Here is a 19,113-nt window from a genome sequence, read left to right as displayed (position 1 = left end):
GTGCGCTTCGTCGCTTAATCCAGACTGCTCAGGAGCTGCTGCGCAGCCTCATGACCACTCAACCAGGCCCCTTCCACCCGCCCGCTGGAGCACCAGTCGCCACAGACGAAGACGCCCATGTCGGGGTCGGCCAGGGCGCCCCACTGGTGAGGTTGCGCGGGGCGTGCATAGAGCCAGCGATGGGCCAGGGTAAAGGCCGGCGCCGGCAGCGGACAGCCGATCAGCTCGGCGAAGGCGCCGTGCAGACGTTCGATCACCGCGTCCTTGGAGGCATCGATGTGCGCCTTGCTCCAGGCGCTGGTGGCGTGCAGCACCCAGGTGTCCAGGGTGGTGTCGCGCCCGGGCTTGCAGCGATTGCGCGCCAGCCAGTCCAGTTCGCTGCCCTGCACGAAGCAGCCTTCCACCGGGGTCTGCAGGGGCGTGGCGAAGGCCAGGGCCACCGACCAGGTCGGTTCCATGCTGACGCCGGCCACGGTGGCCGCCAGCTTGGGCACGCTGGAGAGCAGGGCGGTGGCCTGGGGCGCCGGCATGGCGATGACGACCTGGGCGAAGGGGCCGTGGGTCTCGCCGCTGGCGTCCAGCAGGTGCCAGTGCTGGGCGCCGCGAAAGACCTCGGTGATGCGGCAGTCGAAGGTGACCGGCAGATCGGCCAGCAGGTGGCGGGTGATGGCGCTCATGCGCGGCACCCCGACCCAGCGCGGCTGCTCGTCCTGGGAGGGACTCAGGCGCCCGTCGCGATACTGGTAGAGCACCGGATTCCATTCGGCCGCGCAACCGGCTCGCCGCCATTCGTTGAGGGCGTCGATGAAGCGCCGGTCGCGGGCGGTGAAATACTGGGCGCCCAGGTCCAGGGCACCGGCTTCGCTGCGCTTGCTGGCCATGCGGCCGCCGCTGCCGCGGCTCTTGTCGAAGATCTGGACCTGCTGCCCGGCGCGAATCAGCGTCTGGGCCGCGGCAAGTCCGGCTATTCCTGCGCCAACGATGGCGATGGGGGCAGTCATGATGGACCTCGCTTGTCTGACGACTCGCCCTTGTCGAACGTTTGCGCGCGCAAGGGCTCTACGGCTACGACTGGCAACCGTTCTGGATCTTTCGACCCACGACCATACCAAACAATCCTCTTCCCTTCGTTCAGATGCATACGGGCGGCAGGGCAATACGAGAAGGAAGTGACGACATGCATATCCTGCTGACAGGTGGCACCGGATTGATCGGCCGCGCGCTGTGCCGCCAATGGGCGGCTGCCGGGCACCAGCTCACCGTGCTCAGCCGCGACCCGGCGCGGGTAGCGCGCGAATGCGGACCCGGCGTGCGCGGCATCGCCCAGCTGGACGCGCTGGGCGACGAGCAGCTGGACGCGGTGGTCAACCTGGCCGGCGCGCCCATCGCCGACAAGCCCTGGACCCGCAGTCGCAAGGCCGAACTCTGGCAGAGCCGCATCGGCACCACCGAGCGCCTGATCGAGTGGCTGCGCGGGCGCCCGCAGAAACCCGCGGTCCTGCTCTCCGGCTCGGCCACCGGCTTCTATGGCGACAGCGGCGAAAAACCGGTGAGCGAGGCCGACAGCCTGGCCGGCCCCGACTTCGCTGGCGAGCTGTGCCTGGCCTGGGAGCAGATCGCCAACGAGGCCGAGCAACTGGGCATCCGCGTGGTCAACCTGCGCACCGGCCTGGTACTGGCCGCCGACGACGGCTTTCTGCTGCGCCTGCTGCCGCCCTTCCGCTTCGGCCTGGGCGCGCGCCTGGGCAATGGACGCCAATGGATGCCCTGGATTCATTTACAGGATCAAATCGGGGCCATCGATTTTCTTCTCAACCGAAGCGACGCCCAGGGTCCCTATAATCTCTGTGCCCCCCAGCCGGTCCGCAACCGCGAGTTCACCGAAGCGCTGGGGCGGGCCTTGCGGCGCCCGGCGCGATTGCTGATTCCCGCCTTCGCCCTGCGCCTGATGGGAGAGCTGTCCATCCTCCTGCTGGGTGGTCAGCGCGCCCGACCCGAGCGCCTGCTCGCGGCCGGGTATGTCTTTCGCTATCCCGAGCTGGACGCGGCCCTGGCCGACCTGCTCGCTGCCAAGGATTCACGATGACTACCAACGCTCTGCTGCTCGCCAACCTGGGTTCGCCCGATTCGCCCCACGTCCCCGACGTGAAGCGCTATCTGAACCAGTTCCTGATGGACCCCTATGTGGTCGATCTGCCCTGGCCGCTGCGCCGTCTGCTGGTGTCCCTGGTGCTGATCAAGCGACCCGCCGCCTCGGCCGAGGCCTATGAGTCGATCTGGTGGGACGACGGCTCGCCGCTGATCGTGCTCAGCCGCCGCCTGCAAGAGGCCGTGCGGCCCCTCTGGCGCCACGGTCCGGTGGAGTTGTGCATGAGATACGGCGAGCCCTCGGTGGAATCGGTGCTCAAGCGCCTGGCCAGCCAGGGCATCCGCGAAGTGACCTATGCGCCGCTCTATCCGCAGTTCGCCGACAGCACCACCACCACCGCCATCGTCGAGGCACGGCGGGTGATCGAGGCCCACCAGCTGCCGCTGACGCTGAAGATCCTGCCGCCCTTCTACGACCGTCCGGAATACCAGGCGGCGCTGGCGGCCAGCGTCGAGCCCTATCTCGAGGAGCCCTACGACCACCTGTTGCTGTCCTTCCACGGCCTGCCCGAGCGGCACATCCGCAAGCTGGTCAAGGATCGCAGCCACGACCTGCGCGCGCCCGACAGCAGCAAGGTCAGCGCCAAGGCCCTGGCCGTCTGCTATCGCAGCCAGTGCCAGCGCACCGCCGAGCTGGTGGCCCGGCGCCTGGGCATTCCCGATGGCAAGTGGTCGGTGTCCTTCCAGTCACGGCTGGGCAAGGACAAGTGGATCGAGCCCTACACCGAGGCGCGGCTGGACGAGCTGGCCAAGGCCGGCGTGAAGCGCCTGCTGGTGATGTGCCCGGCCTTTGTCGCCGACTGCATCGAGACACTGGAAGAGATCGGCGATCGCGGGCGCGAGCAGTTCATCGAAGCCGGTGGCCGGGAGCTGGTGCTGATCCCCTGCGTCAACGACAACCCGGCCTGGGCGCAGGCGCTGGTGGAACTGTGCGAAGAGGTGGCGGAGCTGCCGCCGCAGCCCATCGAGCAACCCAAGATGCCGGCCTAGGCCGGCATCTGGAGGGGTGCCGTCAGAGCAGCGGACGCTCAGGCGGCTCGGCGTCCTTCTTCCAGGCGTTGTGCCCGGGCAGGACCAGGTTGAGGCCGATGGCGATCAGGCCGCAGAGGGAGATGCCCTTGAGGCCGATCTCGCCGTTGCCGAAGACGATGCCGCCGATGCCGAACACCAGGGTCACCGAGACGATCACCAGGTTGCGCGCCTCGGACAGATCCACCTGATGGCGGATCAGGATGTTCAGCCCCACCACCGCGATGGAGCCGAACAGCAGGCAGAGAATGCCGCCCATGACCGGCACCGGGATGGTCTGCAGCGCCGCGCCGAACTTGCCGACGAAAGCCAGCACCATGGCGAAGCCCGCCGCCCACAGCATGACCCGCGGATTGTGGTTCTTGGTCAGCATCACCGCGCCGGTCACCTCGGCGTAGGTGGTGTTGGGCGGTCCGCCGAACAGGCCGGCGGAGGAGGTGGCCAGGCCGTCACCCAGCAGGGTGCGGTGCAGACCGGGTTGCTTGAGGTAGTTCTTGCCGGTCACCCCGCCCACCGCTATCACCCCGCCGACATGCTCGATGGCCGGCGCCAGGGCCACCGGGACCATGAACAGGATGGCGCCCCAGTGGAATTCCGGTGCGACGAAGGCCGGGATCGCCAGCCAGGGCGCAGCGCCGATGCCCTCGGTATGGACGATGCCGAAGACGAAGGCCAGCGCGTAGCCGACGAAGACCCCGGCGAGGATCGGCACAAGGCGGAACATGCCCTTGCCGTAGATGGCCACCAGCAGGGTGGTGACCAGCGCCGGCATGGAGATCATCATCGCCGTGGCATAGGGCACCAGCTGGGCGCTGCCGTCACCGGCCTTGCCCATGGCCATGTTGGCCGCCACCGGCGATAGGCCCAGGCCGATGGAAATGATCACCGGGGCGATCACCACCGGCGGCAGCAGGCGGTCGATGAAGCCCACGCCACGCAGCTTCACCGCCAGCCCCAGGAAGGTGTAGACGAAGCCGGCCGCCACCACGCCGCCCAGCACCGCCGGCAGGCCGAATTCGGCCTTGGCGGCGATGATCGGGGCGATGAAGGCAAAGCTCGATGCCAGGAACACCGGGACCTGACGGCCGGTGACCAGATGGAACAGCAGGGTGCCGAAGCCTGCGGTGAAGAGGGCCACATTGGGGTCCATGCCGGTGATCAGTGGCATCAGCACCAGGGCGCCAAAGGCCACGAAGAGCATCTGGGCGCCGACCAAGATCTCCCGCCAGAGCGGTTCCCGCGCGGTCACGCTCAGGCGTCCTTCTGCTTGGTGCCGAAGATCTTGTCACCGGCATCGCCCAGGCCCGGCAGGATGTAGCCATGCTCGTTGAGGCGCTCGTCGATGGAGGCGGTGTAGAGGCGCACGTCCGGATGGGCTTGCTCGACCGCGGCGATGCCCTCGGGCGCCGCGACCAGCACTAGGGCGCGGATCTCCTTGGCCCCGGCCTTCTTCAGCAGATCGATGGTGGCGATCAGGGAGCCGCCGGTGGCCAGCATGGGATCGATGATCATGGCCAGGCGCTGGTCCAGTTCACCCACCAGCTTTTCCAAGTAGGTGTGGGCCTGCAGGGTGGATTCGTTGCGGGCGAGGCCGACCACGCTGACCCGGGCGCTGGGGATCAGGCTGAGCACGCCGTCGAGCATGCCGATGCCGGCGCGCAGGATGGGCACCACGGTGACCTTCTTGCCGGAGATCTTTTCCACCTTGACGGTGCCGCACCAGCCCTCGATGTCCACCTCTTCCACCGGTAGGTCCTTGGTCGCCTCGTAGGTCAGCAGGGCACCGACTTCCTGGGCCAGTTCACGGAAGTTTTTGGTGCTGATGTCGGCGCGCCGCATCAGACCGAGCTTGTGACGGATGAGCGGGTGGCGGATTTCGTGGACGGGCATGGGATTCTCCAGAGACGGTAGGGCAGCGGATCGAGGGCGGTTTCGGTACGACCGGCGGCCCGAAGGCCTGCCGCAGGAAGGGCAGGCGCACAAAAAAACCGCGGTACATTAAAGCATCCGGCTCGAGGTGGGCAGTACCCTGCGACAATAGTAGCCGCCTGGCGGCGCTTGAGATCGGTCCGCGGTGTCTGTACCTTTGCCGCCTTTTATCCGCGCCAACCACCCCGCAGGCGCCCCGTCCCCCGGAGAAGCCCCATGTCCGCCGATCTCGCCCACATCCGCCAGGTCATGCAGGAAGCCGATTGCCTGTATGACGAAGCCCAGGTCGAAGCGGCCATCGACCGGATCGCCGCGGCCATCACCGCCGATCTCGCCGAGCGCAATCCAGTGGTCTTCTGCGTCATGAATGGCGGCCTGATCCTGACCGGCAAGCTGGCCACCCGGCTGAATTTCCCGCTGGAAATGTCCTATCTGCACGCCACACGCTATCGCAACGAGACCACTGGCGGCGAGCTGTTCTGGAAGGCCAAGCCCGAGGTGTCCTTCATCGATCGCGACGTCCTGATCGTCGACGACATCTTCGACGAGGGCCACACCCTCAAGGCCATCATCGACTTCTGCCGCCATGCCGGCGCCCGCGAGGTCCATACCGCGGTGCTGATCGACAAGACCCACGACCGCAAGGTCAAGGGCCTGCAAGCCACCTATGTCGGCCTGCCCTGCATCGATCGCTACATCTTCGGCTACGGCATGGACTACAAGGGCTACTGGCGCAATGCCCCCGGCATCTACGCCGTGAAGGGACTGTGACCGCCCGGCTGTTCGATCAGGCGCTGTTCGCCGACCTGCTCCGGCAGGCGGCGGCCAGTCCGCGCCGCCGTGCCCATCACAACCTGCACGCCATGGACGAGCCCTGCCACCGCCTGGTGGTGGGCATGTGCGAGGACAGCTACATCCCGCCCCATCGCCACCTGGATCCGCACAAGTCCGAGAGTCTGCTGGTGCTGCAGGGCCGACTCGGGCTGTTGACCTTCAGCGAAGAAGGGCAGGTGCTGCTGCGCCGCGAGTTGTCCCAGCGCGCCGGTTGCCCGGGCGTCGATCTCGCCCCCGGGCACTACCATGCGCTGGTTGCCCTGGAGGGCGACTGCCTGTTCTTCGAATGCAAGGCCGGGCCCTTCGTGCCTCTGGGCGAGGGTGAGCGACCAGGCTGGGCACCGCTGGAAGGCGCCGCCGATGCCGAGCGCTATCGCCGCTGGATGCGCGCTCAATTCGATTGAACTTTTGATCGGGGTCGCGGTATTGCCCTGGCTTTGTCACTGGCGGGCAGGCGAGGGGCGGGGTTAGAATCGGCCCTCTTTTCTCCAAAGAATCCCCCAGCACAGGTAGCCAAAGGATGCGCAAGGATAAAAAGCAGGTCATCGGTGAAGAGATCAGCGACGAGCAGATCAAGCTGTTTCTCGCGGTCGAGCCGGCGGACGATACCCCCGCGTCTCTGCACAAGCTGGTCAAGGCCTATCGCGGTCTGCGTCCGGACGATTTCGAGCGCTTCGTCGGCTTCTTCGTCGAGGCCGGCTACGATCTGGATGCCCGTAACGATCAGGGTGAAGACTTCATCGAGCTGATCCGCAGCCATCGCCAGGCCGAGCCCTATATCGACGCCCTGCGCGCCGCGCACGCCTGATCTGCCGCAGGCAAAAAGAAACCCCGCCAAGGCGGGGTTTCTTTTTGCCTGGAGTTTGGGCCGCCTGGGCGGCCCGCACTTCATCAGGCTTCGCGGTTGCGGGTCAGCAGCGCGGGCTTCTCGCTGCGCGGCCGGCTCGGCAGGTCTTCCAGCTGCTCCAGGGTAGGCAGGCGGTCGGCACGCGACGGCTTGTGCACGATCTTCGGTTGCGGCTTGCTCGATGCCCGCTCTTCCTGGGCATAGGCACGCGGCTCGCTGGGTGCGGCCTCGTAGGGGCGGGCGACGCGGGGCTGGCCATTCTGGCCACGGCGCTTGCCGGGCTGCTGCTGTTGCTGGCCACGCTGGGCGCGGGCAGCGCCCTGGCCCTGGCCTTGACCCTGACGGGGCTGCTGACCATTGCTGCTCGCGGCTGCCGGACGGGCACCGTTGCCGCCGTTGCCACGGCGCTGGCCGTTGCGACCCTTGCCCTGGTAGGGGCTGACGTAGTCGACGCTGTTACCGAAGTTGTCGTAATCGTCGTCCAGGAACTCTTCCGGATCGCGATTGCGCGGCTGCTGGGCCGCGGCCTGGCCGGGTTGCGCATTGGCCTGACCGGCGTCGTCGCGATCACGGCGGTCGCGACGATTGCGGGTACGGCCCTTGCGCTCGCCCTGGGGCTGGGCACCGGACTGCTCGCCACTGGCGGCCTTGCCCTGGCCCTGATTCTGGCCTTTGCCTTCGCTGCGCGCCGGCTTGTCAGCCTTCTTCTGGCGATTCTGCTGCGGCTTGCCACGCGGCTCGCGCGGGGCGCGCACTTCCGGCTGCTCCGGCGGCACGGACTGCGGATCGAAGCCCTGCATGTCGCCGTCGGGGATGCTCTGCTTGGTCAGACGCTCGATGGCCTTGAGCAGCTTCTCTTCGTCGGGCGAAACCAGGGAGATGGCTTCGCCGCTACGCCCGGCCCGACCGGTACGGCCGATGCGGTGGACATAGTCTTCCTCGACATTGGGCAGCTCGAAGTTGACCACGTGGGGCAACTGGTCGATGTCCAGGCCGCGGGCGGCGATGTCGGTGGCGACGAGGACGCGGACCTCGTTGCTCTTGAAGTCGGCCAGGGCCTTGGTGCGGGCGTTCTGGCTCTTGTTGCCATGGATCGGCGCGGCCGGCAGGCCATGCTTGTTCAGGTACTCGGCCAGGCGGTTGGCGCCGTGCTTGGTGCGGGTGAACACCAGCACCTGTTCCCAGGCACCCAGGGTGATCAGGTGGGCGAGCAGAGCGCGCTTCTGGTTGGCGGGGATGCGGAACAGCCGCTGCTCGATGCGCTCGACGGTGGTGTTCGGCGGGGTGACCTCGATCCGCTCGGGATCCTGCAGCAACTTGCCGGCGAGGTCGGTGATGTCCTTGGAGAAGGTGGCCGAGAACAGCAGGTTCTGGCGGCGGGCCGGCAGACGGGCCAGGACCTTCTTGACGTCGTGGATGAAGCCCATGTCGAGCATGCGGTCGGCTTCGTCCAGCACCAGGATCTCGACGGCGGACAGGTCGACGCTCTGCTGACCGGCGAGATCCAGCAGACGCCCCGGGCAGGCGACGAGCACGTCGACGCCCTTGGCCAGGGCGGTGACCTGCGGCTTGAGGCCGACGCCACCGAAGACGCAGGCGCTGCGCATGGGCAGGTCACGGGCATAGACCTTGAAGCTGTCGTGGACCTGGGCCGCCAGTTCGCGGGTCGGCGTCAGGACCAGTACGCGCGGCTGCTTGGCCACGTGCTGGCGGCCATCGGGATGACCATTGGGAAACAGGCGCTCGAGCACCGGCAGCGCGAAGCCACCGGTCTTGCCGGTGCCGGTCTGGGCAGCCACCATCAGATCGCGACCCTGCAGGACGGCCGGAATGGCGCGTTGCTGAACAGGAGTGGGATTCGTGTAGCCAGCGTCTTCCACGGCGCGGGCAAGGGCCTCGGAGAGACCGAGGGAAATGAAGGACATGCGGGGTTCCTGTCTCTGTCGGCGTCCCGCCGACGTGGGGGCGCGGTTGCGCTTCCGGTTGACGTCCAAAAGGTTTCGGACGTCTCGCCCGCCCTCGTCATCCTGCGCTGGATGAAGAGTCGGGCGATGACCGGTAGCGGTAATCACGATTGGGTGAAGTCGCCGCCAGTTCGCGTGGCCGACTTCAAAAACCGAGGTTTCGCCAGATGGCGATACACGGCTCCGCTTGGTTCAGGGTATAGAAGTGCACACCGGGTGCCCCGCCTTCGAGCAGTCGCTCGCAGAGGGCGGTCATGACTTCTTCGCCAAAGGCCTGGATGCTCTGGGTGTCGTCACCGTAGGCTTCCAGTTGCTTCCGCAGCCAGCGTGGCAGTTCAGCGCCACAGGCATCGGAGAAGCGCGCCAACTTGCTGTAGTTGGTGATCGGCATGATGCCAGGGATCACTGGGGCTTCGACTCCCAGTTTGCGGACACGTTCCACAAAATGGAAGTAGCAGTCGGCGTTGAAGAAGTACTGGGTGACCGCGCGGTCAGCACCGGCCTGCATCTTGTACACGAAATTGCGCACGTCGTCCGTAAAGCTGCGCGCCTGCGGATGGGTTTCCGGATAGGCGGCGACCTCGATATGGAAGTGATCGCCGGTTTCCTCGCGGATGAAGGCGACCAGATCGCTGGCATAACGCAATTCGCCACCACCGGACAGGCCCATGCCGGACGGCAGGTCGCCGCGCAGGGCGACGATGCGGTTGATGCCGGCTTCCCGGTACTGCTGCAGCAGCTCGCGCAACTTGGCCTTGCTGTCGCCGACGCAGGACAGGTGCGGCGCGGTCGGTACCCCGACCTCGTCGTTGAGCTGGCGCACGGTACGATAGGTGCCGTCGCGGGTGGAGCCGCCGGCGCCGTAGGTGCAGGAAAAGAACTCCGGCCCATGACTCGCCAGCTGTCGCGCGGTGGCGATCAGCTTCTCGTGGCCCGCTTCGGTCTTGCAGGGAAAGAATTCGAAACTCAGACTGGGTTTCACGGCGTCTCTCTCGTGAGCGGCCCCGCCCTTACGGGCGGGGCTGGCCATCAGTAGCGGTAGCTGTCGGGCTTGAAGGGGCCTTCCTGGGTCACGCCGATGTACTTGGCCTGAGCCTCGGTCAGGCGGGTCACCACGCCACCGAAGCCCTTCACCATTTCCAGCGCCACTTCTTCGTCGAGCTTCTTGGGCAGGACCATGACGGTGACGTTGGCGGTCTTCTCGGCGACCGGCAGGTCGGCGAACTTCTCCTGGTACAGGTGGATCTGCGCCAGCACCTGGTTGGCGAAGGAGCCGTCCATGATGCGGCTGGGGTGACCGGTGGCGTTGCCCAGGTTCACCAGGCGGCCCTCGGCCAGCAGGATCAGGTAGTCGTCGTTGGCCGGATCGACGGTCAGGCCGGTGCGGTGGATCTTGTGCACCTGCGGCTTCACCTCTTCCCAGCCCCAGTGCTGGCGCATGAAGGCGGTGTCGATCTCGTTGTCGAAGTGACCGATGTTGCACACCAAGGCGCGCTTCTTCAGGGCCTTGAGCATGTTGGCGTCACAGACGTTTACGTTGCCGGTGGTGGTGACGATCAGGTCGATCTTGCCCAGCAGGGCGCGATCCACGGAGGCTTCGGTGCCGTCGTTCAGGCCGTCGACATAGGGCGAGACCAGCTCGTAGCCGTCCATGCAGGCCTGCATGGCGCAGATCGGATCGACTTCCGAGACCTTGACGATCATGCCTTCCTGACGCAGCGAGGCGGCCGAGCCCTTGCCCACGTCGCCGTAGCCGATCACCAGCGCCTGCTTGCCGGACAGCAGGTGGTCGGTGGCGCGCTTGATGGCGTCGTTGAGGCTGTGGCGGCAGCCGTACTTGTTGTCGTTCTTGCTCTTGGTGACCGAATCGTTGACGTTGATCGCCGGGACCTTGAGGGTGCCGTCCTTGAGCATGTCCAGCAGGCGGTGCACGCCGGTGGTGGTCTCTTCGGTGATGCCGTGCACGCGCTCCAGCACCTGCGGATACTTGTCGTGCAGGATCTGGGTCAGGTCACCGCCGTCGTCCAGCACCATGTTGGCGTCCCAGGGCTGGCCATCCTTGAGGATGGTCTGCTCGATGCACCACTCGTATTCGGCTTCGGTCTCGCCCTTCCAGGCGAACACCGGGATGCCGGCGGCGGCGATGGCGGCCGCGGCCTGGTCCTGGGTGGAGAAGATGTTGCAGCTCGACCAGCGCACTTCGGCGCCCAGGGCCACCAGGGTCTCGATGAGCACGGCGGTCTGGATGGTCATGTGGATGCAGCCGAGGATCTTGGCGCCAGCCAGGGGTTGCTCGCCGGCGTACTTGCGTCTCAGACCCATGAGGGCGGGCATTTCCGATTCGGCGATGATGACTTCGCGACGACCCCAGTCGGCCAGGGAGATGTCGGCGACCTTGAAATCGTTGAAAGCGGCAGGCGTGAGGACAGCGCTCATTGAAGAGTCTCCATTCGTTAGGTGCGAATGGGCGCCGTTGATGCGTTCTGATAACGCTCCGCTCGAGCCTGACAACGTCTGGCGTCATGCCCGCCGAGGGTCCCGCGCCAGCGGCGGGTCGGCTAGGATGGGATAACGCAGCGTGCTGCAGCGCCCCTCGAACGGAAGGCGGGGCGGCCTGGTGGCCGCGATGCGCGGGCAGTATAACGAGGATCGCGATAAACCCAAAGGGTGGCGCTCTGCCTCATGTCGACCGGAATCTACCGCGCGCGCCCTGATCTGATGCCTCAAGACCCCGGGAATTCAAGGAGCCCTGATGAACTTCCATACCCGCAAGTGGGTGAAACCCGAAGACCTCAACGCCAATGGCACCCTGTTCGGCGGCAGTCTGCTCAAGTGGATCGACGAGGAGGCGGCGATCTACGCCATCGTGCAGCTGGAAAATCCCAAGGTGGTGACCAAGTACATCTCCGAGATCAACTTCATCAGCGCCTCGCGCCAGGGCGACATCATCGAACTGGGCATCACCGCCACCGAGTTCGGGCGTACCTCCATCACCCTCAGATGCGAGGTGCGCAACAAGATCACCCGCAAGAGCATCCTCACCATCGACAAGATCGTCTTCGTCAATCTCGACGAGGAAGGCAATCCGGTGCCGCACGGCAAGACCGAGATCACCTACGTCAAGGACAGGTTCAAGGAGTCGCCTTGAGGCCCGCGCGGGTCACGTCCAGCCGCCGTCGCTCGGCCCAGTAGAGCAGCAGTTCGCGCAGCTGCGAGAGTTCGATCGGCTTGCCCATGTGGCCGTCCATGCCGGCCTCCTGGGCGCGATCCTTGTGCTCGGCGAGGATATGGGCGGTCAAGGCCACCACCGGAGTGCGCGACCTATGATTCTGCTGTTCCCAGGCGCGTAGCCGGCGGGTGGCGCCGAAGCCGTCCAGCAGCGGCATCTCGCAATCCATCAGGATCAGGTCGTAGGTGTTCTGCTGGAGCTTTTCGAAGGCTTCCAGGCCGTTGCTCACGGTGTCGGGTTCGACGCCGAGCTTTTTCAGCATGCCGCGGATCACCTTGACCGAGATGCTGTTGTCCTCGGCCACCAGCACGCGGAAATCGCTGGGGATGCCGCTGGGCTGTTCTTCGGGCTCGGGTTCGCTGACCCGCTGGCCGCGGCGCGACAGCTCGTCCGCCAGGGTCGCCCTGAGGGTATAGCCGGCCACCGGCTTGGCCAGCACCCGCTTGATGCCGGCGTTGCGGGCGATGACCTTGCTCGGCGCATTGCTCAGGCCGGTGAGCATGATCAGCAGCAGGTCGTGGTTGAGATTCTCGTCTTCGTTGATGCGCGCGGCCAGCTGCATGCCGGTCATGCCCGGCATCTGCTGGTCGAGCAGCACCACGTCGAAGTATTCCCGCAGGTGCGACTGGGTGCGCAGCAGGGCCAGGGCTTCGCGTCCGGACGCGGCGGTCACCGCCTGCATGCCCCAGGCGCTGCACTGCTGCTGCAGGACCTTGCGGCAGAGCTCGTTGTCATCGACCACCAGCACCCGCACGTCCTGCAGCGGATAGTCGCTGTCGCCGCGCGACAGCACCAGCGCCTGCGCCGGGATGGGCAGGCTGATCCAGAAGCTGGAACCGCCCTCGGCGTTGTTCTGGATGCCGAAGTCGCCCTGCATCAGCAGCACCAGCTGGCGGGCGATGATCAGGCCGAAATCCAGGCTGTCGGTGTCGCTGGCGAGGAAGTCGCGGCGGTCGAGGTGGGTGGACAGCAGCTGGCGACTCAGCGCCGCATCCAGCGGGGTGCCGCTGTCCTGCACCGAGATGCGCAGGCGTGGCGGCTGGCCGGTGGCCTCTTCCAGGGAGATCACCAGGAGGATCTCGCCTTCCTCGGTGCGCTGGAAGGCGTTTTCCAGCAGGTTGAGCAGGATCTGGCGCAGGCGGGTCGGATCGCCGATGAAACGGCGGGGCACCTGGGGCTGGATGAAGCTGAGCAGTTCGACCCGGTGCTCCTCGGCGCGCGGCCGGAAGATGTCTAGGCAGTCGTCGAGCAGGGCATTGAGGTCGAAGGTGACCTCTTCCAGTTCGATCTGGCCACTTTCCAGACGGGTGATGTCGATGATCTCGTTGATCAGGTTGAGCAGTTCTGCACCGGCGCTGTGGATGGTCTGCACATAGTCGCGCTGCTTGGCCGACAGCGCCGTGCCCTGCAGCAACTCGGTCATGCCCAGCACGCCGTTCATGGGCGTGCGGATCTCGTGGCTGATGCGCGAAAGGAATTCGGCCTTGCCCTTGAGCTCCGCATGGTTGGCCGCTCTGTCACGGGTACGGGTGAAATGCTCTTCGCGCAGATAGCGACGGCGCTCCTCCAGGGCCAGGGTGAGCAGGATGCCGCTGAACATGCAGCTGGCGATCAGGCCGCGGCCCATCCACACCGGCGGATTGGCGTAACCGGCCAGGATCGGCAGGGCGATCAGCCCGGCCAGGGCCAGCAGGGCGCAGCTCACCACCAGCAGCCGCGCATAGCGGGCACCCTGGTGCCAGCGCTCAAGGGCGATGCTCAGGCAGGCGAACAGCGCCAGACCATTGACCGCCATGAGCCAGTCGCCGATATAGAACTCGCCGGCGGCGATGCGCACCACGGCGGCCAGGGCGACCAGCGCCAGCAGGCCCCTGAGCGTGCGGCGGATCCACAGCGGCAGTCGCCGCCAGCCAAAGAAGGCCCCCACGAAATTCAGCCCGGCGGCGCTGCAGGCCAGCACCGACAGATCGGTCAGCAGCGGCGTCTGGCCCTTGAAGCCGCCCAGGAAGAACTTGCTCAGCCCGAAGATGTTCAGGGCCACGCAGACCAGCATCACCAGCAGCAGGGTGAGGGCGCTGGTGGCGCGACTGCGGTGATAGAGCAGCTGGGCGCCGTTGTACAGCGCCAGCATGGCCAGGCAGCCGAGCAGCACGCCGAACATCACCAGCCGATGGGTGACCTCTGCTTCGGCACTGCTGCTCAGGGTCAGGGCGATCCGCATCGGCTGGGGCGATTCGAATCTCAGGAAGAGGTCGAGCGGCTGGTCGCTCTGCGGAATCGGAAAGACGAAGTCGCGACTGAGTTGCTGCGGATTGAGCAACGGCCGCGACAGGCCATCGCGGATCTCGCTGAGCAACTGGTCGTCGCGATAGGCGAAGAAGTCCAGATAGCCGACATTGGGCGAAATGATGCGCAGCAGGCGCTGCTGGGTGTCGGGCTGGATGCGGGTGTGCAGCCAGAGCGCCCCGGGGCCGGCGGGGCGGTGGGCGCGGGCGGTGGTCAGCGGCTTGAAGGCAGACAGCCGGTCACGGACGTCGTCGAGCGAGAATTCGCCGGTGGCGTCCTCGTATTGCGCCCAGCCCGCATCCGGCGAATTCTCGGCCTGCACGGAATTGGCCACCAGCAGCAACAGCAGCCAGCTGACCACAAAGCCTATGGCGATCCAGAGCCGGTGCACGAGAGTTCCCTTCGCAAATGCGGACGTCGAGTATAGATCAGCCCGTCACGTCTGTTGACGTAACAGTGTAACAGGCTGATCCCTTAGGCGAGCTTCACTGTCGCTCGCGGGCGATGGCGCGGTAGCCGATGTCGCTGCGGTAGAAGCAGCCCTTCCAAGAGATTTCCTGGGCCAGCGCATAGGCGTTCTGCTGGGCGGCGGAGACCGTTTCGCCCAGGGCCGTGGCGCACAGCACCCGACCGCCGGCCGTGACGACCTGACCATCGCGCAGGCTGGTGCCGGCGTGGAACACCTTGCCCGGCAGTGCCGCGGCGGCTTCGAGACCGGCGATGGCGTCACCCTTGGCGTAGTCGCCCGGATAGCCGCCGGCGGCCAGGACGATGCCCAGGCTCGGACGCGGATCCCAGCAGGCTTCGATCTTGTCGAGCGCCTCGGCCAGGGCGGCCTCCACCAGCAGCACCAGGCTGGACTGCAGGCGCAGCATCACCGGCTGGGTCTCGGGATCGCCGAATCGGCAGTTGAATTCGATGACCTTGGGCGCACCGCTCTGGTCGATCATCAGGCCGGCATAGAGGAAGCCGGTGTAGACATTGCCTTCGCTGGCCATGCCGGCCACGGTGGGCTCGATGATCTCGCGCATGACCCGCTCGTGGACCTCGGGGGTCACCACCGGCGCCGGGGAATAGGCGCCCATGCCGCCGGTGTTGGGACCGCTGTCGCCGTCGCCGACGCGCTTGTGATCCTGGCTGGTGGCCATCGGCAGGACATTCTTGCCATCGACCATGACGATGAAGCTGGCTTCCTCGCCGTCGAGGAATTCCTCGATCACCACGCGGGCACCGGCGTCGCCGAAGGCATTGCCGGAAAGCATGTCACGCACCGCGTCCTCGGCTTCGGCGAGAGTCATGGCGACGATCACGCCCTTGCCGGCGGCCAGGCCGTCGGCCTTGATCACGATCGGCGCACCCTGCTCGCGCAGATAGGCCAGGGCCGGCTCCACCTCGGTGAAGTTGGCGTAGGCGGCGGTGGGGATCTGGTGGCGCGCCAGGAAATCCTTGGTGAAGGCCTTGGAGCCTTCCAGCTGGGCCGCACCGGCAGTGGGGCCGAAGCAGGGCAGGCCGCGGCTGCGGAACAGGTCGACCACCCCGGCCACCAGCGGCGCCTCGGGGCCGACGATGGTCAGCTCGACGTTGGCGGCGGCGAAGTCGGCCAGTTGTTCCAGGGCCAGGACGTCCAGGGCGACGTTCTCGCACTTGGCTTCGGTGGCGGTGCCGGCGTTGCCCGGGGCCACATAGACCTTGGTGACCCGGGTGTCCTGGGCGACCTTCCAGGCCAGGGCGTGTTCGCGACCGCCGCTGCCGATGATGAGTACGTTCATGCAGTGTTCCTCTCGGGCGGCCGCAGGGTGGCGTCCGCACTTTGAATTGGAGCGACGGCGAGGCGCGTGCGGCCTCGCCGGGACGGGCCCTTAGTGGCGGAAGTGACGCATGCCGGTAAAGACCATGGCGATGCCGGCTTCGTCGGCGGCGGCGATGACCTCGGCGTCGCGCATGGAGCCGCCCGGCTGGATCACCGCGGTGATGCCGTTGGCCGCGGCGTTGTCGATGCCGTCACGGAAGGGGAAGAAGGCGTCCGAGGCCATGACCGCGCCGGCCACGGCCAGGCCGGCGTGCTCGGCCTTGATGGCGGCGATGCGCGCCGAGTTGACGCGACTCATCTGGCCGGCGCCGATACCCACGGTCTGCTGGCCCTTGGCGTAGACGATGGCGTTGGACTTGACGAACTTGGCCACCTTCCAGGCGAAGATCAGGTCCTGCAGTTCCTGCTCGCTGGGGGCGCGCTGGGTCACCACCTTGAGGTCGGCGGCGGTGATCATGGCGATGTCGCGGCTCTGCACCAGCAGACCGCCATTGACGCGCTTGAGGTCCAGGCCGGGCTTGCGCTCGGCGGGCCACTCGCCGCACTCCAGCAGGCGGACGTTGGCCTTGGCCGCGACGACGTCGCGGGCCTCGGCGCTGACGCGCGGGGCGATGATCACCTCGACGAACTGGCGCTCGACGATGGCGCGGGCGGTCTCGGCGTCCAGTTCGCGGTTGAAGGCGATGATGCCGCCGAAGGCCGACTCGCTGTCGGTGGCATAGGCCAGTTCATAGGCCTGGCGGATGTCGCCGGCCACGGCCACGCCACAGGGGTTGGCGTGCTTGACGATGACGCAGGCCGGCTCCTCGTAGCTCTTGACGGTTTCCAGGGCGGCGTCGGTGTCGGCGACGTTGTTGAAGGACAGTTCCTTGCCCTGCAGCTGGGTGGCGGTGGCCACGCAGGCCTCGCTGGCGTGCTCGACATAGAAGGCCGCCTGCTGGTGCGGGTTCTCGCCGTATCTCATGTCCTGCGCCTTGATGAACTGGGCGCTGAAGGTACGCGGGAAGGCGGCGCGGCCTTCGGTGGACAGGGTCTCGGCCCGCTGGTCGATGCTGCCCAGGTAGTTGGCGATCATGCCGTCGTAGGCGGCGGTGTGCTCGAAGGCCTTGAGCGCCAGGTCGAAGCGCTGGGCATAGCTCAGGCCGCCGGCCTTGAGGTCGTCGAGGATGGACGCGTAGTCGCTGGCATTGACCACGATGGCGACGTCCTTGTGGTTCTTGGCCGCGCTGCGGACCATGGTCGGACCGCCGATGTCGATGTTCTCGATGGCGTCGGCCAGGCTGCAGCCGGGCTTGGCCACGGTGGCGGCGAAGGGGTAGAGATTGACCGCGACCAAGTCGATCGGGCGGATGCCGTGCTCGCTCATGACCTCGTGGTCGATGCCGCGGCGGCCGAGGATGCCGCCGTGGATCTTCGGATGCAGGGTCTTGACGCGGCCGTCCATCATTTCCGGGAAGCCGGTGTAGTCGGCGACTTCCACCGCCGGGATGCCTTCGTCGCGCAGCAGCTTGTAGGTCCCGCCGGTGGACAGGATTTCCACGCCGATGGCCGCGAGTTCACGGGCGAAGTCGACGACGCCCGTCTTGTCGGACACGCTGATCAGCGCACGGCGGACGGGGAGGCGAGAGGTCTGGTCGGTCATGGTCATGTCCATCAGGAGGAGAGAGACCGCCGGTCAAGCCCCCTGGGCCGCCGGCGATGAGGCGGATCAGAGCAGGTCGTATTGCTTGAGCTTCTTGCGCAGGGTGCCGCGATTGAGCCCGAGCATCTCCGATGCCTTGGTCTGGTTGCCCTTGACGTAATTCATCACGCTTTCGAGCAGGGGTGCTTCCACTTCGCAGAGCACCATGTTGTAGACGTCGGTCACCGGCTGCCCATCGAGGTGGGCGAAATAGTTGCGCAGCGCCTTTTCCACGCTGTCGCGCAGCGTCTGGCCCTCCTGCAGGGGAGCGGTCAGGTGCTGCTTGAGGTCGCCGTTGTCACTCACGGGCGCTGTTCCAGTCAAAGTCTCGGTCATCGAATTCATGCCACCTGCTTCCCGATCGGGGGCTGCGCGAAGAACGCGCGAATGCTGGCGTGCTGGGCTTGGGTGTCTTGCAGTCGGTTGAACTGGGCGCGCGATTCCGCGGCGCCTGGCCGGTCGGCCAGGTACCAGCCGACGTGCTTGCGGGCGATGCGCACGCCCATTTCCGGGCCATAGAAGGCATGCAGGGCGTCGAGGTGCTCCAGCAGGATGGCCTCCACCTCGGCATCGCTCGGCGCCGCCAGGTGCTCGCCGGTCGCCAGGTAGTGGGCGATCTCGCGGAAGATCCAGGGGCGGCCCTGGGCGGCGCGGCCGATCAGCAGGCCGTCGCAGCCGGTGTGCTCGAGCACGCGCCGGGCCTTTTCCGGGCTGTCGATGTCGCCATTGGCGAACACCGGGATACCGACCGCCTGCTTGATCGCGGCGATGGTGTCGTACTCGGCGGCGCCCAGGAACCTGTCGTCACGGGTGCGGCCGTGCACGGCCAGTGCCTGGATGCCGGCGGCTTCGGCCAGCTGCGCGATGCGCAGGCCGTTGCGATTCTCGGGATTCCAGCCGGTGCGGATCTTCAGGGTCACCGGAACGTCCACCGCGGCCACCACGGCGGCGAGGATCTCGGCCACCAGGACCTCGTCCTTCATCAGCGCGGAGCCGGCGGCCTTGTTGCAGACCTTTTTCGCCGGGCAGCCCATATTGATGTCGATGATCTGGGCACCCAGTTCGACATTGCGCTGGGCTGCTTCGGCCAGCATCGCCGGATCGCCGCCGGCGATCTGCACCGAGCGCGGTTCCTGCTCGCTGGCGTGGATCAGGCGCAGCCGCGACTTGCGGCTGTCATAGAGCCGCACGTCACTGGTCACCATTTCCGACACGGCCATGCCGGCGCCGAGTGCCAGGCACAGGCGCCGGAAGGGCAGGTCGGTGACCCCGGCCATGGGCGCGAGAATCAGCGGATTGGGCAAGGTATAAGGGCCGATGCGTACCATCGACATATCTTTTTCCCTGGCGAATAGG

General features: G+C 66.6%; 17 protein-coding genes and 1 riboswitch. Of the genes, 6 read left to right on the top strand and 11 right to left on the bottom strand.

What is annotated here, in order from left to right:
* Positions 1–14 precede the first annotated feature (14 nt).
* On the bottom strand, positions 15–1,001 hold the full coding sequence (locus ACZ5R1_RS20055; protein ID WP_027598950.1) for an NAD(P)/FAD-dependent oxidoreductase: 987 nt from the start codon (positions 999–1,001) through the stop codon (positions 15–17).
* Positions 1,002–1,177: 176 nt separating this feature from the next.
* Between ACZ5R1_RS20055 and ACZ5R1_RS20050 the strand changes: the two genes are divergently transcribed.
* Both ACZ5R1_RS20050 and ACZ5R1_RS20045 read left to right on the top strand, forming a co-directional pair.
* On the top strand, positions 1,178–2,086 hold the full coding sequence (locus ACZ5R1_RS20050; protein WP_042136587.1) for a TIGR01777 family oxidoreductase: 909 nt from the start codon (positions 1,178–1,180) through the stop codon (positions 2,084–2,086).
* The gene (locus tag ACZ5R1_RS20045; RefSeq protein WP_027598948.1) at positions 2,083–3,138 is read left to right on the top strand and encodes a ferrochelatase; all 1,056 of its coding nucleotides are present in this window, start codon (positions 2,083–2,085) and stop codon (positions 3,136–3,138) included. The genes ACZ5R1_RS20050 and ACZ5R1_RS20045 overlap by 4 nt, the downstream gene beginning before the upstream one ends.
* Before the next feature lie 22 nt (positions 3,139–3,160).
* Here ACZ5R1_RS20045 and ACZ5R1_RS20040 read toward each other — a convergent pair whose 3' ends face one another.
* Positions 3,161–4,378: a uracil-xanthine permease family protein gene (locus ACZ5R1_RS20040; protein WP_231500976.1), complete on the bottom strand. Its 1,218-nt coding sequence runs from the start codon at positions 4,376–4,378 to the stop codon at positions 3,161–3,163.
* Between the two features lie 50 nt (positions 4,379–4,428).
* Positions 4,429–5,067: a uracil phosphoribosyltransferase gene (upp, locus tag ACZ5R1_RS20035; RefSeq protein ID WP_027598946.1), complete on the bottom strand. Its 639-nt coding sequence runs from the start codon at positions 5,065–5,067 to the stop codon at positions 4,429–4,431.
* A gap of 255 nt (positions 5,068–5,322) precedes the next feature.
* On the opposite strand from upp, the gene ACZ5R1_RS20030 reads away from it, so the two are divergent.
* From ACZ5R1_RS20030 to ACZ5R1_RS20020, 3 genes are all read left to right on the top strand, one after another.
* A complete protein-coding gene (locus ACZ5R1_RS20030; protein ID WP_027602880.1) occupies positions 5,323–5,877 on the top strand; it encodes a hypoxanthine-guanine phosphoribosyltransferase in 555 nt (184 codons plus the stop codon).
* The gene (locus ACZ5R1_RS20025) at positions 5,874–6,344 is read left to right on the top strand and encodes a WbuC family cupin fold metalloprotein (RefSeq protein WP_042136589.1); all 471 of its coding nucleotides are present in this window, start codon (positions 5,874–5,876) and stop codon (positions 6,342–6,344) included. Before ACZ5R1_RS20030 ends, ACZ5R1_RS20025 begins: the two co-directional genes overlap by 4 nt.
* Before the next feature lie 116 nt (positions 6,345–6,460).
* The gene (locus tag ACZ5R1_RS20020) at positions 6,461–6,748 is read left to right on the top strand and encodes a PA4642 family protein (RefSeq protein WP_007161573.1); all 288 of its coding nucleotides are present in this window, start codon (positions 6,461–6,463) and stop codon (positions 6,746–6,748) included.
* Positions 6,749–6,831: 83 nt separating this feature from the next.
* Here ACZ5R1_RS20020 and ACZ5R1_RS20015 read toward each other — a convergent pair whose 3' ends face one another.
* The 3 genes from ACZ5R1_RS20015 to ahcY all read right to left on the bottom strand — a co-directional run bounded on the left by ACZ5R1_RS20015 (position 6,832) and on the right by ahcY (position 11,187).
* A complete protein-coding gene (locus tag ACZ5R1_RS20015) occupies positions 6,832–8,712 on the bottom strand; it encodes a DEAD/DEAH box helicase (protein ID WP_464712648.1) in 1,881 nt (626 codons plus the stop codon).
* 184 nt (positions 8,713–8,896) lie between these two features.
* Positions 8,897–9,781: a methylenetetrahydrofolate reductase [NAD(P)H] gene (metF, locus tag ACZ5R1_RS20010; protein WP_235389914.1), complete on the bottom strand. Its 885-nt coding sequence runs from the start codon at positions 9,779–9,781 to the stop codon at positions 8,897–8,899.
* On the bottom strand, positions 9,781–11,187 hold the full coding sequence (gene ahcY / locus ACZ5R1_RS20005; protein ID WP_007161576.1) for an adenosylhomocysteinase: 1,407 nt from the start codon (positions 11,185–11,187) through the stop codon (positions 9,781–9,783). The genes metF and ahcY overlap by 1 nt, the downstream gene beginning before the upstream one ends.
* 22 nt (positions 11,188–11,209) lie before the next feature.
* A riboswitch (S-adenosyl-L-homocysteine riboswitch) is annotated at positions 11,210–11,352 on the bottom strand.
* A gap of 151 nt (positions 11,353–11,503) precedes the next feature.
* Between ahcY and ACZ5R1_RS20000 the strand changes: the two genes are divergently transcribed.
* Positions 11,504–11,899, top strand: a complete 396-nt coding sequence (locus ACZ5R1_RS20000) for an acyl-CoA thioesterase (RefSeq protein WP_007161577.1) — start codon at positions 11,504–11,506, stop codon at positions 11,897–11,899.
* Here the strand turns inward: ACZ5R1_RS20000 and ACZ5R1_RS19995 are convergent.
* The 5 genes from ACZ5R1_RS19995 to dusB form a co-directional block, all read right to left on the bottom strand.
* Positions 11,883–14,657: a response regulator gene (locus tag ACZ5R1_RS19995; protein WP_027602883.1), complete on the bottom strand. Its 2,775-nt coding sequence runs from the start codon at positions 14,655–14,657 to the stop codon at positions 11,883–11,885. The two genes, ACZ5R1_RS20000 and ACZ5R1_RS19995, sit on opposite strands and share 17 nt — an antisense overlap.
* A gap of 94 nt (positions 14,658–14,751) precedes the next feature.
* Positions 14,752–16,035, bottom strand: a complete 1,284-nt coding sequence (gene purD, locus ACZ5R1_RS19990) for a phosphoribosylamine--glycine ligase (protein WP_042136596.1) — start codon at positions 16,033–16,035, stop codon at positions 14,752–14,754.
* A 90-nt stretch (positions 16,036–16,125) separates the two neighbouring features.
* Entirely contained in the window at positions 16,126–17,718 is a 1,593-nt protein-coding gene (gene purH, locus ACZ5R1_RS19985; protein WP_042136598.1) for a bifunctional phosphoribosylaminoimidazolecarboxamide formyltransferase/IMP cyclohydrolase, read from the bottom strand.
* A gap of 66 nt (positions 17,719–17,784) precedes the next feature.
* Complete coding sequence (gene fis / locus ACZ5R1_RS19980; RefSeq protein WP_026083845.1) at positions 17,785–18,102, bottom strand: DNA-binding transcriptional regulator Fis; 318 nt, start codon at positions 18,100–18,102, stop codon at positions 17,785–17,787.
* Positions 18,099–19,091, bottom strand: a complete 993-nt coding sequence (gene dusB / locus ACZ5R1_RS19975; protein ID WP_027598939.1) for a tRNA dihydrouridine synthase DusB — start codon at positions 19,089–19,091, stop codon at positions 18,099–18,101. The genes fis and dusB overlap by 4 nt, the downstream gene beginning before the upstream one ends.
* Between the last annotated feature and the right edge of the window lie 22 nt (positions 19,092–19,113).

The sequence above is a fragment of the Pseudomonas sp. Pso3 genome (genome assembly GCF_055393275.1).
Note: the sequence above shows the minus strand (reverse complement) of the source record. Positions and strands in the feature narration are given on the sequence as shown.